The 16,288-nt window shown below is 43.5% G+C and carries 15 protein-coding genes; 4 read left to right on the plus strand and 11 right to left on the minus strand.

The features are described 5' to 3' along the window. Nucleotides 1–43: 43 nt before the first annotated feature. From QGN29_RS01405 to QGN29_RS01415, 3 genes are read right to left on the minus strand one after another with little or no spacing between them, the layout of a single operon-like run. On the minus strand, nt 44–1,054 hold the full coding sequence (locus QGN29_RS01405; protein WP_310798866.1) for a nuclear transport factor 2 family protein: 1,011 nt from the start codon (nt 1,052–1,054) through the stop codon (nt 44–46). Continuing rightward, nucleotides 1,047–2,030 (minus strand): nuclear transport factor 2 family protein, encoded by a 984-nt coding sequence (locus QGN29_RS01410; RefSeq protein WP_310798867.1) that lies wholly within the window; start codon nt 2,028–2,030, stop codon nt 1,047–1,049. The genes QGN29_RS01405 and QGN29_RS01410 overlap by 8 nt, the downstream gene beginning before the upstream one ends. A 14-nt stretch (nt 2,031–2,044) precedes the next feature. After that, nucleotides 2,045–3,664 carry a sodium:solute symporter family transporter gene (locus tag QGN29_RS01415; protein WP_310798868.1) on the minus strand — a complete coding sequence of 540 codons (1,620 nt, stop codon included), beginning with the start codon at nt 3,662–3,664 and terminating at the stop codon, nt 2,045–2,047. A gap of 155 nt (nt 3,665–3,819) precedes the next feature. Here QGN29_RS01415 and QGN29_RS01420 point away from each other — a divergent pair, with 155 nt between their 5' ends. The 3 genes from QGN29_RS01420 (at nt 3,820) to QGN29_RS01430 (ending at nt 6,614) form a co-directional block, all read left to right on the plus strand. After that, a complete protein-coding gene (locus tag QGN29_RS01420) occupies nt 3,820–4,917 on the plus strand; it encodes an ester cyclase (protein ID WP_310798869.1) in 1,098 nt (365 codons plus the stop codon). A 4-nt stretch (nt 4,918–4,921) separates the two neighbouring features. Continuing rightward, the gene (locus QGN29_RS01425) at nt 4,922–5,812 is read left to right on the plus strand and encodes an amidohydrolase family protein (RefSeq protein ID WP_310798870.1); all 891 of its coding nucleotides are present in this window, start codon (nt 4,922–4,924) and stop codon (nt 5,810–5,812) included. Nucleotides 5,813–5,906: 94 nt separating this feature from the next. Then, nucleotides 5,907–6,614: a substrate-binding periplasmic protein gene (locus QGN29_RS01430; protein WP_310798871.1), complete on the plus strand. Its 708-nt coding sequence runs from the start codon at nt 5,907–5,909 to the stop codon at nt 6,612–6,614. On the opposite strand, the gene QGN29_RS01435 is transcribed toward QGN29_RS01430, so the two are convergent. The 8 genes from QGN29_RS01435 to QGN29_RS01470 all read right to left on the minus strand — a co-directional run bounded on the left by QGN29_RS01435 (nt 6,615) and on the right by QGN29_RS01470 (nt 14,198). Continuing rightward, on the minus strand, nt 6,615–7,640 hold the full coding sequence (locus QGN29_RS01435) for an ester cyclase (protein WP_310798872.1): 1,026 nt from the start codon (nt 7,638–7,640) through the stop codon (nt 6,615–6,617). It abuts the gene before it with no gap. Beyond that, entirely contained in the window at nt 7,640–8,413 is a 774-nt protein-coding gene (locus QGN29_RS01440) for an HpcH/HpaI aldolase family protein (protein ID WP_310798873.1), read from the minus strand. The genes QGN29_RS01435 and QGN29_RS01440 overlap by 1 nt, the downstream gene beginning before the upstream one ends. Nucleotides 8,414–8,432: 19 nt before the next feature. Next, nucleotides 8,433–9,578 carry a cobalamin-independent methionine synthase II family protein gene (locus tag QGN29_RS01445; protein ID WP_310798874.1) on the minus strand — a complete coding sequence of 382 codons (1,146 nt, stop codon included), beginning with the start codon at nt 9,576–9,578 and terminating at the stop codon, nt 8,433–8,435. After that, on the minus strand, nt 9,559–10,293 hold the full coding sequence (locus QGN29_RS01450) for an alpha/beta fold hydrolase (RefSeq protein WP_310798875.1): 735 nt from the start codon (nt 10,291–10,293) through the stop codon (nt 9,559–9,561). The genes QGN29_RS01445 and QGN29_RS01450 overlap by 20 nt, the downstream gene beginning before the upstream one ends. A 76-nt stretch (nt 10,294–10,369) precedes the next feature. Next, nucleotides 10,370–11,431 (minus strand): LacI family DNA-binding transcriptional regulator, encoded by a 1,062-nt coding sequence (locus QGN29_RS01455; RefSeq protein ID WP_310798877.1) that lies wholly within the window; start codon nt 11,429–11,431, stop codon nt 10,370–10,372. After that, on the minus strand, nt 11,406–12,695 hold the full coding sequence (gene hisD, locus QGN29_RS01460; RefSeq protein ID WP_310798879.1) for a histidinol dehydrogenase: 1,290 nt from the start codon (nt 12,693–12,695) through the stop codon (nt 11,406–11,408). The genes QGN29_RS01455 and hisD overlap by 26 nt, the downstream gene beginning before the upstream one ends. A 133-nt stretch (nt 12,696–12,828) precedes the next feature. Continuing rightward, nucleotides 12,829–13,440, minus strand: a complete 612-nt coding sequence (locus tag QGN29_RS01465; protein WP_310798881.1) for a trimeric intracellular cation channel family protein — start codon at nt 13,438–13,440, stop codon at nt 12,829–12,831. Between the two features lie 26 nt (nt 13,441–13,466). After that, entirely contained in the window at nt 13,467–14,198 is a 732-nt protein-coding gene (locus QGN29_RS01470) for an SDR family NAD(P)-dependent oxidoreductase (RefSeq protein WP_310798882.1), read from the minus strand. Between the two features lie 193 nt (nt 14,199–14,391). Here QGN29_RS01470 and QGN29_RS01475 point away from each other — a divergent pair, with 193 nt between their 5' ends. Further along, a complete protein-coding gene (locus tag QGN29_RS01475) occupies nt 14,392–16,248 on the plus strand; it encodes a tetratricopeptide repeat protein (protein ID WP_310798883.1) in 1,857 nt (618 codons plus the stop codon). The last annotated feature ends 40 nt before the right edge of the window (nt 16,249–16,288 follow it).

Here is a 16,288-nt window from a genome sequence, read left to right on the forward strand (position 1 = left end):
GTCTCAATACATTGTTTTCATTTACCTAAATTACATACAACCTCTAGTAACCGTTGAGAATTTTACCGGTTCTATCTAGGATGTCCACTCCCTGCTGTTTCAACCAATAGGGAATGTCTATAAGAACCCAATTTTCTGCTAGTTTATCGCCATCCCGGCGGTAGACGTCGACAACACGCATATCCGCCCGTACATCACTTTCTGGCATCCCCAAAAAACCACCCTTTGGAGAATTTGTAAGATTTGGCCATCCAAAGAAACAAGCGTAATTCCCTTCAGCAAAGCGAGATACATGCCCATTATACACCTTATTTTTTAAGCCTTGTCTAAAGGGGTATTGATGCTGTTCTTGATAGCGGGGAATGGTATAGGTCGCTCCGATACCTGCAGGGCCATACCAAATCATATCGTCACACCATGCTTTCGCCAGCAATTCTGGCGGACAGTGATCATTTTCCGTTTTATTAAGCATATCAAGGTCAGCAATCATCTGATCCAACAGATCCAGTGTTTTTACTGCCTCAGTAGGATCATGATCACCATATTGAAGGCCATCATGAGTGCGCGGCCCGGGATAAACAAACGATGCCCCCGTTTGCATCGGCAGGGGGTTAATTCCGTTTTGATGCATGACGCCTATGATATCGATAAAGAAACCAGTTTTAATAATCTTACCGTCTTTGACACAATTAAAATCAGCGTAGCGAAGCATAGAAATTTTGCGACTTGCAGGGATACCAAACCAAGGGGCATCTAAGAGCCCCATAAAGTGCCCCATGCTCATAACCCATGTTTCACCGTCAATGACACCGGTCCCCGCGATAAATATATCTTCACGGCGTTGGACTGGCGACCATGATTGCAAGAAAGGCTTCCAAAAGGCTTCCGCCACAGCTTCAGCAGAATTTTTCTCATTAAAGGGATAAACACCGCGCCAGTCATAATCTTCTGCGACAAACCGACCAATTATTTCGGATACTGTATCGGGTGTTGCCCCTTCTAAAGCACTATAATATTCACGCACTATAGATTTTTCTTTTTGAAAGCTAGTCATCGCAATCCCTTTTTATTTCATCAAAGACATCTCTACCCAATTGATCAAGAATATGAAGGATATCAATGAAGACCCAATTTTCTTTTAACTTATCCCCTTGCCTCAACCAAAAGTCAAAAACACGCAGTTCAAAGGCCTTGCCTGTTGGATTTAAGCCAAGCCAATTTGGCCCTGTATGAGTTGCATGCATATGAGGCCACCCTCCAATTGCAGCATAATTACCTTTGCCCATAAACGTAAATTTTTCATCCACACTGCGATCTGGGCATCCTAGAAGAAAAGGACCTTGATGATACTCTCTAAAGCCATAAAAATCACGCGTGGTGCCAATGCCTGCCGGACCATACCACATAAAACCATTATGCCAGTATTTCTCCATATCCATACTCATCAAACTTTTACCGTCGTATCGACCCAATCCGTGAAGCATATCCATCACAAGCTTTTGGGTTTTCCGGCCTTCAGCAATCGCGTGATCAGGTATCGACAATCCATCTTGCGTGGACGGCGGCAGGACACTGTCCATTTTCCCTAGAGAGTGCCGGATAGGAAAGACACCAACTTGCTGCATGGCATCTAAAAAATCTGGGATAATATAGGCTTCTGTGATTTTACCGTCTTCCACACATATAAATTCGCCGTATCGAAGAAATAGAGCCTCTTTGCTCGCTGGAATGCCAAACAAGTCATTCATGAAGGAACCAACTAAATACCCCATGGAACATACCCATGTTCGGCCATTATAATCATCTTCAAAAGCAATAAATGGCTGCCGTTCAACATCGGGCAATGCTGACTTTATCGGATTCCAATAATCGCTCATAAAGGGATCTTTTCCTTTAAGATCATTCACAGGATGCGCTGCATGCCAACGCACATTATCCGATAAAACATCTAAGGCTGCGGCATTATCATCAACGCTCTTACTGCATATCAAACGATAAAACAGATCAACTGTTTCTAAAGCAATACTCATACCTTAACTTCCAACTAAATCAACGCATTGAATGCATATAGGAAAATCAATGTTACAAAGAAGAAGGCTATCAATATATAGCTGATAGGGTCAACTTTACCCGCTACACGATACCAACCATCCTGCTTATCTTCTTCGTCGTCTGCTTTGAATTTGGCGATCTGCCCCTTGACAGAATAGTCAGACCATTCGTTTTGACGTCCATCCAGGATGAGCGATGCTGTCCATGAGACGGCAATATTAACAATTGCACCAATCGCGCAATACCAAGGCCATGCAACATCCGAACTGGTTGCAACAATCGCCACAGCAACAAATCCCACAAAAACGCCGACAAGAAGACCGCGTTCAGTTGTATGCTTTGAAAAGAACCCTAAGCCATACATAGAAAGACGCGCCCCAACAAAGTAAGACCCCACTTTGCTGAGAACTTCAAGAATAGAGCCCGTAGAGTCGATGTACATAAAAGCTGGAACAACAATGATCAGCGCCCAAACAAGCGTAAAAATACGAGAAGCTTTCAGGTAATGTTCGCTCGTTTCATGCTTACGAAAATATTTTTGATAAAAGTCTACAACACTAATGGTCGCCATTGAGTTAAACGCGCTATCAAGGCTAGACATAGAAGCCGCCAAAACTGCCGCTGCGATTAATCCCATTAAGCCCGGCAAGCCATATTCTGATGCAAAGGTAAGAATAATGGTATTCGGATCTTCAAAACTACGGCCGCCATAGTAAGAATAGAAGAGGATACCCATTAACATAAACATAAAATAGATGAAGAAGGCGGCAAAACCCATCATCAAGAATGACTTCTTCGCATCACCGATTGTCTTAGCAACAAGTGTTCTTTGCACCATCATCTGATTGGTGCCGTATACAGTGATATGATAAAGTGTCATAGCGATAATTCCTGTCCAGACCGTTGTTGTTTCTGTCCAGTCAATAGACGTGACCAACGCATCCGTTTTGCCTTCAGCTTTTAGCGCAACAAGTGCATCAGATACAGGAATTTGCATTTGATCGATCAGGGCATAAAATATGATACCGGCTCCAACAAGAAGAATACCCGCTTGAATAACATCTGTCCAAATCACAGCTGCAATGCCGCCCATGACTGTATAAATCAAGGCAATAATAGTGACGACCACAATCGCAGTTTCAACGCTAATACCCGTGATAAATTCAATTACCAAAGCTGTCGCATATAAGATGGCCGCAGACGATAACGCTTGTGAAACTAAGAAAATGATCGACATAATTGTACGAGTCGTCGGTCCAAAGCGCTTCTCTAGATATTCATATATTGACGCCACACCACTGTTCATGAAAAACGGAATAAAAAGCGTAATTACAATAACAACCACAAGAGGATAATTCAGCTGCAAGGCTATAGAAGCCATACCATCTCCGTAAGCCCATCCTGGTGCCCCCAAGAAAGTCATGGCACTGATATAAGTCGCGACTACAGAAACACCGATCGCCCACCATGGTGTAGACTTATCGCCAATGAAAAAATCTTCCGCAGTTGTCACTTTTTTACTGAGAATGTAGCCAAGGAATAAATTTCCAACCAAATAAAGGATCAAAATCGACCAGTTTAAAGTCCCAAAATTTTGTGCTATCTCTGACATTAATTTTCCCCATCCCTAATTATGAGCGCAGATCAATACATTTGCATACTAATCTGCATTCACTATTGACATATTTTGACTTCGAATGCAAACAAGAATATACAAACCGATAAAAATGCGTATACTGTATAAAAAAGCAACCTGGAAAGCTCGAAATGAAGACACCCTCTCCTCTCCCTGTCACCCTATGCTCTGTTACTGACTTATCAGACATGCTTACGCCTAAAGGGCCTCGCCGCCAGCCGATGAAAGGATTTGATGACGAATTCATCGATATTGTTGATTATATCGTGCGCATTACCTATCGCATTTGGGATGAGAAACAGGTCGACTTATGTAAGCGTTATTATGCTGATAGTGGTAACATTCAAACCCTTGCAGGTAATGTTATGGGTGTTGATACTGTCATCAAGAATACATGGGCAACACTAGAGGGGTTCCCAGATAGAACATTGGATGCGGATAATGTTGTCTGGTCTGGAGATGACAATGAGGGTTTCTATTCTTCCCATCTCATTACCAGTCACATGACTAATCTTGGGCCTAGTGAGTATGGTGAACCAACTGGGAGAACGGCGCGCATTCAGACAATTGCTGACTGTGTCTGCTTAGAAAATAAAATTGTTGAAGAGTGGCTGATGCGCGACAATCTAGGCTTAGCACAGCAAATTGGTCAAGACGGCCATGAGATCGCAAAACGCCAAGCCCTTTCGGACCATGAAAGCCAGAATGATTTACGCGATATACACCTCAATCATTTCAATCGTACCATGAATACAGATGTTTCTGGATATGCAAAGAAACCGTCAAATCCAGAAGACGATGCTACTGCTTTTGCACAAGCTGTTTTTGGGACCCTTTGGAATAACCGCTCACTTAAACAAGCAGATCAATATTATGATTATCGTGCTGATGTGAATGGCCCGTCTGGTCGTCGCTATTACGGTGCAAAACAGGTTATCAGCTATATTGAATCTCTCTTAGAGGTCATGCCAGACCTTAAAGTCACTGTAGACCATGTCGCAGACGTCCCCTATTTAGAGGGCGCCCGTGACATCGCCGTGCGCTGGTCTCTGGCCGGTACTCATACAGGCGACGGCATGTACGGCACTCCTACAGGTGAGCCAATTTACATTCTGGGAGGAAGCCACTTTAGAGTTATCAATGGCCGCATCCGCTCAGAATGGACCGTATGGGATGAGCTTGCTGTATTACGTCAAGTTGAGCGCAATCGACTCATCACTGGGAAATAATCAAATGTCACTTCTGGCCAACATAAAAATCATCGATGCTCATCATCACCTATGGGACCTTGATGCCGTCGACTATCCTTGGCTAAATGCGCGCGGAGTTCAGAGGTTTTTTGGAGACCCGACACCTATACAGAAAAATTATTATCCTGAGAATCTTAGTGCCGATGCAGCACCCTTAAAACTTGAGAAATCAGTTCACATACAAGTCGGGGCTCAAGATAGCATGCAAGAAAGTCAGTGGATACAATCCATAGATGGATCAGTGCCCTCTGCTCATATAGCAGAGGCTGCCCTCCATTCTGGTAATATTGCCCATACTCTTCAAAACTTTAGCCTGCTATCAAAGATTAGAGGGGTGCGTCAAATCATAGGAAGACATCCTGTAGAAGATGCCAAAACAGGCACCGATATGCTCCTAACAGACCCTCAATGGCAAAAAGGATTAAAAATACTGGAATCTTCAGGATTAAGCTTTGATTTACAACTGATTGCAGGCCAATATGAAAGAGCACATGCAGCCTTAGAAAAAGTGCCTGATTTAAAAGTAGCAATATGTCATTTTGGATCACCTTGGGAAATGGACAATAACGCCTTTCAAAATTGGGAAACCTCTATGGAGCGGTTTGCTACATTACCCAACGTCATGATAAAATTGTCTGGATTTTCCATGTTTAAGCCAACTTGGGTAAAAAAAGACTTAGCCCATTATATCCAATCAGCATTAAAGATATTCGGCCCAAAACGTTGTATGTTTGGCTCTAACTTCCCCGTGGACGGTCTTCACCGTAGTTACCAAGAGATTATTGAGACAACTGCTGATCTTGTTTCCAAGTATGACGCATCATCTCTTCCCCTCGTCTTTGCAGAAAACGCACAGTCATTTTATAGACTCTAAAATGTTTTTGAATTAAACTCGAATTTGCAATACAATATACCTTAATACATAGAGTTTTATGCGCAGAAAGTATTTATTTCGTATAAGGGGGCCTATGAGACTTTACTTGGTTACTATAATGCTTTTCATAATTTGCCCAAGCGCGGCAAATGCCGATGAGACTTGTAAAACTATTAATGCTTACTCGGCAAATTGGCGCGGCATCTCTGAATTTGGCGACTCCATGCCTCTACAGGGTGTTGCCATAGACGCTGTTAAAAAACTTCTCACCCATCAAGATCTTCCATACACCATAAAGCCTAGAAAAAACTGGCCTAGACTATTAGCTGCCCTTAAACGCGGTGAAATTGATATGATCGGTGGCATATATAAAACGACAGACCGACTGAAAGATATTTCATTTATTGGCCCCATTCACCGTGTCCCCGTGCACATTTATACCACTAAAGGAAATGCTGAGTTCATTAAAACAAAAGAAGATTTGACTGGAAAAGTTACTATCATGTCTACTCACAGTAGCTTTGGAGAAGAAATTGAGGCCTATCTTGCTGAAAAAACTACAGTTTTAAAAATAAGCAGTTATGATTTTCATATTACAAAAATGCTTGCAAGAGGACGAATTGACTTCTTTGTCGGAACTCAACTGAACTCGCTGAATGACATTAAAGTTGCAGGTTTAGAAGGGAAAATTATAGAGCTTGAAGAGCCTATAGGATTTAATGATGTCTATCTTGGTTTGAGCAAAAAGTCCCCATGCTATGATCACATTGTAAACATTAGCATTTATCCTGTTGTGGAATAATCAGGGATCAAACTGAAGCCGTCGTGCTTTTGTCATTTCGCTCATTCTGTGAAGCACATTTACACCCAGTTGATGATAGACATGAAGCAAATCAACTAATACCCAATTTTCGCGGATCATCTGATTTTCACAGCGCCAAAAATCAAGGCTACGCATAGTAATTTCCTGTCCAGACGGCGCGATTCCAAGCCACCCATCCCCGGATACACTCATTGACATACCTGGCCATGCGGTAAAGCCAACAAAATCACCATCTGCGAATAAATACCCCTTTGACGCATCACCTACGCGGTCCGGTAATCCATTTAAAAATGGAATTTGATGCCAATTTCTAAACCCCTTGATCCCGCGTGCGGTACCAATACCACTTGGCCCGTACCAGCTACATCTTTCATGCCAATACCTCCCAAGTTCCATAGCTTCAACACCGCCCTCTGCATGATTGCCAAGAGCATTACACATATCCAGTACGGTCTGATAACTGGACTGTGAGGAGGCTGCATCCCATGGTATTTGTGATAGACCGTTTTGAGGTGCTGGGGCTGGGACATGCCACTCTCTTCCCAAACTCGGGGACATCGGCCAGCAGTTTGCTTGCATCATGACTTCTGGAATATCCCAAAGGGCCTGCATTTCTATAATTTGATGATCTTCGATTTTATAAAATTCATGAAAGCGCATGGAAACCTGATGGCCTGTAGGGACTATCCCAAGCCAAGGTTTTTCGAAGCTGCCCGTATAGTAGCCACAACATCCCACCCAATGAGAGCCGTCCTCGCTTGGACCAGACATTAAAAGAGTATCGCGACGCTCCAAGTCTGGAATAGCTTCATATAACGGTGCATAAGCACGGTCATATAAGTCTTCAATACACGCCATATTTTCAAAAGGATGACACAGTTGTATTTTAGCATCTTGAGAGAAGGTAGACTGCAAAGCGTGTCGAACAGACATTTCTTCAAAATTATACATAGCATTTCGAAGAGGGGCGATAAGAGTTTTATTCAGCAGATGAGGACAGAGCATTACTCTTCCCATTTTCTAGAGAAATTGTCCTTCATGGCTTGAGCACCACTTAAAATAAAGCTCTGTTCTGAACCAAGAATAAACACACTCGCCCCTACATCACGCCACATAGGAATTTCATCTGTTGACGGTGTAAACATGCCGACGATTTTACCGTGCTTTTTCCCGACTGCGCATATTTTCTTTACTGCATCAACGACGCGATCATCCATCGGCGAAGGCGCACCAAGAGCGACTGTTAAATCTATACGCCCGACGAACAAACAATCTATACCGTCTACGCTTGCAATGTCGTCTAAACACTCTAGCGCCTCTATATCTTCAATTTGAGCGATTGTGACAGTTTCTGTCTGATTAATTTCAAGGTTTTTTGAGAGTGGAGATGTCGTAAAAGCAGCCGCCCGCGTTGACCCTGCATATCCTCGGGTCCCGCCATTCGCACCGCCAAATTTACACATTTTAGCAAAGGCCTCGGCACTTTCTTTTGTACAGATATGAGGCGCAACGATCCCTGTTGCACCACAGTCTAGAGCATTCAAAATCGTTGAAGCCTCCATGTTTGGCACCCGAACAAGGCAGGACATACCCTTCGCCATACTAATCGCCAGACATTGGTCTAGCTCTAGTCTACCAAAAGGTGCATGCTCTGCATCAAGGCATATCACATCAAGATCTGTCAATGCGAGGACTTCACAAACAATAGATGACGGCGTCTTCACCCAAGTGCCGATAATGCCCTCACCAGCTAATAATCTTTGTCTAAAGTCAGACATGTCTTTTCCCTACTCATTTCTACGACCAAAGCTGCTTAGTTGCCAGTTGAGCCCCCTCAGCCATAGCGGCCAATTTACCGTATACAATATCTTCATCTACAGCGCCGAACCCAGCAAAAGTCGAGAACCCACAGTCAGTCCCTGCGATGACGCGTTCTCTTCCGACAATAGCGGCAAAACGACAGAGACGTTCTGCAACCAATTTGGGGTGCTCAATAAAATTAGTCGTGCTGTCAATCACGCCAGGGATAAGAATTTTATCTTCAGGAATGTCCGCATCTCTAAACACGGTCCATTCATGAGCATGACGCGGATTTGACGATTCAAATAAAAGCGCTTGTGGTTTCGCCTTTAATGCTACAGGCAATACAAGATCCATGTCAGCGTCACAATGATGCGGTCCTTCGTAATTTCCCCAACAAACATGCAGTCGCATCTTGTCCGCAGGAATATTCCTTGTGGCATAATTCAACGCCTCAATATGTGTTTCCGCCAGTTTTTGGTATTCACTATCTGGCTTATCTTTAAACATCATATGCCGCCCTAAACCAATGTCTGGGCTATCCAGTTGCAAGATTATCCCTGCCGCTACAATAGCTTCATACTCTGGGCGCATTGCCTCAGCCAAAGCTTCGAGATAGTCCTCTTGGGTCTTGTAATGATTATTCGGCTGGAAAAGGGCAATGACACCTGGTGAAGCTGCATTCATAAAACCTTCTGTCGCAGGATTGTCTACCATTGCCGCCTGCATATTATCAATATCTGCCTTTAAGGGGGCCATATTCACATGCTTGATCTCTCCGACACATTGAGGTCTTCGGTATGTTGGCGTTCCGCCGCCTTTCGCCTGTCGCTCCAGAAAACCAGGATATTCTTCAAGATCAGCAGGAGCATTTCGCGGACTGTCGCCATCAAATCCGGAAATACGGTCCTTAATGTATGTAGCATATGAAATTTTGCTCATTTCACCGTCAGAAACCAAATCAACACCAGCATCTACCTGAAGCTTAACGACATCCTTAACAGCACCGCGTATGGTTTCTGCTAGGCCATTCAAGTCTTTAAGTGAGCCCTTCTCCTCAGCAAAAACGCCTTCACTCACAGCCTGGGACCGCGGTAAACTTCCCACATGTGTGGTTAAAATTCTATGCGTACTTTGCTTCACGGTGACCTCCTTCAACTCGTGCTAATAAATCTCGCAGCATCATATTGACCATTGCAGGAGCCTCCATGGAAGACATATGGCCGCAATCTGGAAGAACTGTTAGACGCGCACCATCAATCCTGCTGGTGATTGTTTGATGATATTCTATTGGGCATAACTCATCTTCTTTGCCGCACAAAACCTCTACAGGGCATGTAATCTTGGATAAAATTGACATCTGATCCCCACGGTGCATCAATGCCACCGACTGTTGCTCAAACACTGTAACACCAAGACTGCTCCCCATATCCAAAATTTGATCTAACAATTTTTTATTGTTACGGTGAATGGGTGCCAGATAATTCGGTTTTAATTCCTCAATTAGAATTTGCTCTAGTGCACCATCATTGGCTTCAACAATCTGACGTTCTCGTACCTTTTTTCGTGCTGGTGAGTCGGCATAAGCATTCGTGTCCATCAGAGCCATACCTAAAATGCGCTTTGGCGCCTGCTTCCACATTTCAAAGGCAACAATGCCCCCCATAGATAGCCCTACAGCGATAAATTCCGGTGGGGCGGCCTCAAGTGCCTTACTTGCCATATCTTCAATAGTTGAGCCATTTGAAAAATCAGCGACAAAAACCTCTCGATCTTTGCCGAATTCTTCAATTTGATACTGCCACAAGATATGATTGCACATCATGCCCGGCAAAAAGAGTAAGGGTATATTGGTCATACCTTATTTTTATGAAAAATGTACTTCGAATGCAACTAAATTCCGAAGCGAACGCTTATATGGACCAGATTGATATTTAATCCTCTGCTAATCTTGCTGAATTACCAGGAATGATAACGCCAGCAAAAACACGTTTTTCAGGAGGCATGCCTGCGTCCTCGATACGCTCCATTAGCATTGTAACAGCAGCGTCAGTCATGCGGCCCACTGGCTGGCGCACTGTTGTCAGATTATAACTTGACCAACCTGCTGGCCCTACACCATCAAAGCCAACAACTGAGACTTCTTCTGGCACTTTCTTGCCAAAATCATGACGCAAACCATCTATGGCCCCAATCGCACACATATCATTTACACAGATAACAGCATCAGGAAACTCACCAAGCTTATCATGCATAGTGGTCACTGCCCCTTCTCCTGCCTCATAACTAAATCCACCATTAATAAGAGTTACATTTTCTTGCTCTAGCTGCTTAAGGCGTTTCAAAGCGGCTTCTTGTCTTTCATTCCCAACAACAGAATCTGAAGGCCCTGCTATGAATGCAAAGGATTGATGGCCCGCCTTAACGAGATCATTAACAATTTGCCGCGCTCCCTCAGCTTGATCACAGCAAACCGTATTAATGGCATGGGATGTATAAAATCTATTATAAAAAACAAGAGGAATTGCCCGCTTATCAAATTCAGATAATTGATCGTCTGTCAATTTAGCAGCGGCAATCACACCGTCGACTTGATACGGCCAAATTTGCTGAAGCACTTCATCTGCTTTACTTTCAGACTCAAGAGCAAATAGTAGAACGCGCATGCCTTTATCAGATAAACACTGTGTAAGTTGCGCAAGAACTTCGGGATAATAGAGGTTCGTCAAGTTTGAGATGATAATCGCAACAAGATTTGAACGTCTGGTTATAAGACTTCGCGCAATGGCATTGGGTTCATAGCCCAGTTCCTTTGCAGCTTTCATGACCCGGTCGCGCATTTTCTGCGATACACTGGCCCCAGGTTTGAAGCATCGCGAAACCGCAGACTGAGAGACCCCTGCTAACTCCGCAACATCGTAGGAAGTCGCCTTATGTCTCTCAGCTTTTTCTAGTAATTTATCAGTCTTATCAGTATTTTTCTTTACTTCCGGCATAACGTCTCAGTCTAATGTCAGCTTGTTCTTTATGACCCATAAAGCCTTCAAGTTTGCACAAACGCGAACAATATTCACCCACAACAACCGAAGCCTCTTTTGTTACGCGCTGATAAGTACATGTTTTAATGAACTTACCAACCCACAGACCTCCCGTATATCGTGCTGCTTTCTTTGTCGGCAATGTATGGTTTGTGCCAATAACTTTATCGCCATAAGAAACATTTGTTTCTTCACCGAGGAACAGTGCACCGTAATTGGTCATGTTTTCAAGGAAATAATTTGGATCCTTTGTCATTACTTGAACATGCTCCGAAGCTATTTCATCAGCTTTCTCTACCATCTCCTCATATGTATCGCATACAATGACTTGGCCATATTCGGCCCAAGCAACGCCTGCAATATCTGCTGTAGGTAGTTCTGTGAGCTGACGCTCAACCTCAGCCATCGTTTCCTTCGCAAGTACCTCACTATTCGTCAGCAAGACAGCGGGCGAATTAGGACCGTGCTCTGCTTGCCCTAAAAGATCTGCTGCACAAAGTTCTCCATCCACGCTTTCATCCGCAATGACCAAAGTTTCTGTTGGACCCGCAAATAAATCAATGCCGACACGACCAAAAAGCTGCCTCTTGGCTTCTGCAACAAACGCATTACCAGGACCAACGAGGAAATCAACAGGCGCAATTGTTTCTGTACCAATTGCCATGGCACCGATCGCTTGAACGCCTCCAAAACAATATATTTCATCAGCGCCAGCAAGGTCCATTGCGACGACAATCGCAGGGCTAGGACGACCATTAAAAGGCGGTGCGCAAGCAATAACCCGCTTCACCCCTGCAACCTTAGCCGTCACAACAGACATATGGGCTGAGGCAACCAAGGGATATTTACCGCCTGGGACATAACAACCGACACTATTCATTGGTGTATGTTTATGGCCAAGGATTACCCCAGGCAGTGTTTCAACTTCAACATCAAGCATGCTATCGCGTTGTGCTTGAGCAAAATTGCGAACCTGTTCTTGTGCAAATTTTATATCATGCAACTCTTGGTCTGTTACCTCATCATAGCACGCTTTAATCTCTTGAGCGCTGAGTCGATAAGAAGTCGGAGACCAGTTATCAAATTTTTCAGAATATTCACGAACAGCTGCATCACCATTTTTTTGAATATCTTCTAAAATACCCTCAACAATGCCTTGAACCTTTTTATCGGTTGCTTCTGCGATTTCTACATCAATACCATCTTTTAAATATCTGATCATTTTACATCTCCACATGATCGATCACTGCAAACTAACTAGAGAAAGCTCTCAGTTTCAGCCTATGATTTACGTTATATATGTGCTGTTTAGGATATTTTGCATTCGAATGCAAACAAAATATAAAAAGAGTAAGTCAGCCATATTTAGGAAGGCTCCAACCGTAGACTATTGAACAAGCCCGAACCGTAAAAGAAACGACAACAGCAATTGAGAGTTTGAAGGCATCATCAAGGCCCACAGGCAGAAGTAAAAGAGTAACACCGCCGATAAGAGCTGCGGTAATATAGATTTCTTTTCTAAAGAGAACTGGAATTTCATTACAGATAACGTCTCTTACAATGCCGCCGAATGTGGCACTCATGGCACCAAACAGAATGACTGTCAGAGGGTGAGCGCCGTACTGCTGTGCTTTAGCCGCACCCAGGACAGCAAATAAAGCCATTCCAACGGCATCAGCCCAAAGAAGTAGATCAAGTCGTCGGCCTATAATTTGTTTGTTTGCAACAACTGTTAGGCCAGCAAAAGTAACACAAACAATAATATCAGTTGGGTCATTGACCCAAGCAACTGGGGTAGCTCCCAGTAAAAGATCACGCATTGTACCGCCGCCTACACCTGTGACACAGGCTATAAAGGAGACGCCGACAATATCCATGTCATTACGCAGAGCCTGCAGGGCTCCACTCACTGCGAAAACAGCTGTCCCTGCAAGAGAAAGCCAGAAAAATAATATTGTGATTGTCACTTCCATAACCATATATAGACAGCTAATTAATGCGCTGTCCAGCCACCATCAACTTTTAAAGAGGTACCGGTAACCATGCTCGCAGAGCCGCTTGCTAGATAGGATACAGCCGCTGCAATATCATCGACCTTTCCTATCCGGCCGAGGGGAATCATCCGATTTACAAATTCCATAAATTCAGGATTTTCAAGCATAGGCTTTGTCATAGGTGTTTCGATAAAGGTGGGCGCAATTGTATTTACACGAATGTTTTCTGGTCCAAGCTCGACAGCCATGGCTTTACTCAAGCCTTCAATTGCATGTTTCGTCATACAGTATACTGACCTATTTGGCGAACCGACATGACCCATTTGGGATGACATATGTATTATTGAACCACCCTTTCCAGCTTTCTTCATGACATTGACGACTGCTTGCGACACAAGAAAAGCCCATTTCACATTCAAATTCATAACAAAATCTAAATTTTCTTCACTCACATCTGTAAATGCCTCAGGTCTATTCGTTCCTGCATTGTTAACAAGAATGTCAATACACTCAAGCCCTTCAATCTTTGAAAGAAAAGCTTGTGATGTAACATCCATAGCCCAAGCCTCAACAGAACCAGATGACTCGGCCATGACAGCCTGCAGGTCAGACTCTGTTCTTGCCACTGCAATCACGTGAGCTCCCTCTGCTGCAAGCTTTAAAACGCATGCTTTGCCAATACCCTTGCCTGCACCCGTCACAACGGCCACCTTATCTTTCAGCGTCTGCATCTCTATTCTCCTCAAATCATCCATACTTACAAGTAGTCTACCTACAGGTCAGCATATTGCAATCAACTGCATTCGAATGCAATTATTATTTACACCTCTTACATACTTAGGTACAAAGACCAAAACGCCTGGTGTAGCTTGACTTACTTTGGGAAATTACCAATAGTCAGGTCAAATCAACAATACGGACACTATGATGCATCCTGAGATACAAAAAAAACTATTGGCAGCTTTTGAAATTCAAAAAAAGGGACAGTTTGATCAAGCGGCCCAAGAGTATCAATCCATCTTAAAAGTGGAGCCTAAAAACGTTCATGCCCTCAATCTTCTCGGGATGATTTATCTAGAACAAAGCAACTTTGAAAATGCCCTACCCCTTATTGAAAAAGCAACGCGCCTTCAGCCAAACGATCCGGAAGCGCAAAATAATTTAGGCCTCGCTTACAAGGGCACTGGTCAGGTCGATAAGGCTGCGCAAGCATTTCACTCATCATTGCAGCTTGCTCCAAAAAACCCACAAGCGCTGCATAATATCGGCGCTATTAATTTTGAGGCTGGACAATATGAAGAAGCTATAAAGCTTTTTATGCAGGCTGTCCGACTAAATCCCAATTATTTTGAATGCTTCTGTCTCCTATCAAAAGCCTTTCTAAATCTAGGTAAACTAGACGACGCTTTCGGCACCGCCCAACGAGCCTTGCAAATCAACTCAAATAATGTAGGCGGTCACTTAGCTATTGGCGAGGCTCTCTTCATGCGAAGTGATTTCAACCAAGCACTTAAAGCATTCAGAAAAACAGTTGACCTCGAGCCTCTTAATCGTGCTGCTCAAACAAAAATCTCTGACTGTCTTATTGAGCTAGGAAAACTCGATGAGGCTGAAACACATTTAAAGACTGTTATCGAAAACGACAGCGATTACGTATATGCCATTCAAAGCCTTGGTATTTTGAAGGAACAGCTTGGTCATTTTGACAAGGCTGCAACCCTTTATAAACAGGCAATTGCCTTAGCACCAGACTATGCAGAGGTCTATTACTTACTCGCTCAACTAAGAGGTCGCCCCGTTTCTGAGGAAGAGTTTCAGGCAATTCAGTCTGGATATACTGCCTCACTAGACGGAACTGAAAGTCGGCAATTTTTCGCTTTCGCTCTTGCTTGTGCTTTCGACAAAGAAAAGGACTATGAACAGTCCCTTATCTATATGAAAGAAGCACAAAGCATCATTGCTGCGGGCGCCCCTTACGATGACCAAGATGCACAGGGGAAAATTGAAGAAATCAAGAAGGCTACACTCTCGTCTTTCCAAAATATAAAAATGGATGACAAAATGCCTACCCCCATCTTTGTTTTTGGTATGCCGCGCTCAGGCACTAGCCTCGTGGAACAAATTCTTGCTAGTCATGGGTCCATCCGGGGGGGCGGTGAAAGCACTTACATCGCGGATATGTCTGCACAAGCCAGTCAAATGGTCAGAATGTCCTTCCCACATCATATAAGAAACCTATCCAGAGAACATCTCGATATACTGCGAAAGACTTACCTTAATAGACTCGTGGAAGCGAATGGCACCGCTCCCTACATCGTAGATAAAACCCCGAGCAATTTCAAATATTTAGGTCTAATCAAAGCAGTTTTTCCGGATGCAGTTCTGATCAATTGCAGACGCGATCCAATTGATAATAGTGTTTCAATATTTAAGCTGCCTTTTGAAGCAAGCCAAACTTATGCTCATGATTTATCTGCTCTGGGTCGATACCATATGCACTACCTTGATCTAATGGATCACTGGCAAACTACTTTTGGTAACGACATGCTTGTTGTCCATTACGAAGACAATATTCATGATCAAGAAGCAGAAGCTAAGCGTATGCTCGATCATATTGGACTTTCGTTTGATGATGCTGTCACCCGCTTTTATGAGACAGATCGGATTGTAAAAACACCCAGTGCAAGTCAAGTACGGCAGCCTATCTTTAAAACCTCTCTAAAAATGGGAGAGCGATACGGTGAAGGTCTGAACGATTTACTCTTAGCTCTTCAGTCTTAATCAATTCCTTAAATCACTTATCGCTCTCCAAATAAAAAAG

Origin of the sequence: Temperatibacter marinus (assembly GCF_031598375.1) — a bacterium.
Classification (GTDB): domain Bacteria; phylum Pseudomonadota; class Alphaproteobacteria; order Sphingomonadales; family Kordiimonadaceae; genus Temperatibacter; species Temperatibacter marinus.

Coding starts and splice junctions, on each gene's coding strand:
- hisD (WP_310798879.1), bottom strand. CDS start 12,695: ATGATCAGATATTTAAAAGATGGTATTGATGTAGAAATCGCAGAAGCA.
- QGN29_RS01405 (WP_310798866.1), bottom strand. CDS start 1,054: ATGACTAGCTTTCAAAAAGAAAAATCTATAGTGCGTGAATATTATAGT.
- QGN29_RS01450 (WP_310798875.1), bottom strand. CDS start 10,293: ATGACCAATATACCCTTACTCTTTTTGCCGGGCATGATGTGCAATCAT.
- QGN29_RS01435 (WP_310798872.1), bottom strand. CDS start 7,640: ATGCTCTGTCCTCATCTGCTGAATAAAACTCTTATCGCCCCTCTTCGA.
- QGN29_RS01475 (WP_310798883.1), top strand. CDS start 14,392: ATGATGCATCCTGAGATACAAAAAAAACTATTGGCAGCTTTTGAAATT.
- QGN29_RS01420 (WP_310798869.1), top strand. CDS start 3,820: ATGAAGACACCCTCTCCTCTCCCTGTCACCCTATGCTCTGTTACTGAC.
- QGN29_RS01455 (WP_310798877.1), bottom strand. CDS start 11,431: ATGCCGGAAGTAAAGAAAAATACTGATAAGACTGATAAATTACTAGAA.
- QGN29_RS01415 (WP_310798868.1), bottom strand. CDS start 3,664: ATGTCAGAGATAGCACAAAATTTTGGGACTTTAAACTGGTCGATTTTG.
- QGN29_RS01440 (WP_310798873.1), bottom strand. CDS start 8,413: ATGTCTGACTTTAGACAAAGATTATTAGCTGGTGAGGGCATTATCGGC.
- QGN29_RS01425 (WP_310798870.1), top strand. CDS start 4,922: ATGTCACTTCTGGCCAACATAAAAATCATCGATGCTCATCATCACCTA.
- QGN29_RS01410 (WP_310798867.1), bottom strand. CDS start 2,030: ATGAGTATTGCTTTAGAAACAGTTGATCTGTTTTATCGTTTGATATGC.
- QGN29_RS01430 (WP_310798871.1), top strand. CDS start 5,907: ATGAGACTTTACTTGGTTACTATAATGCTTTTCATAATTTGCCCAAGC.
- QGN29_RS01470 (WP_310798882.1), bottom strand. CDS start 14,198: ATGCAGACGCTGAAAGATAAGGTGGCCGTTGTGACGGGTGCAGGCAAG.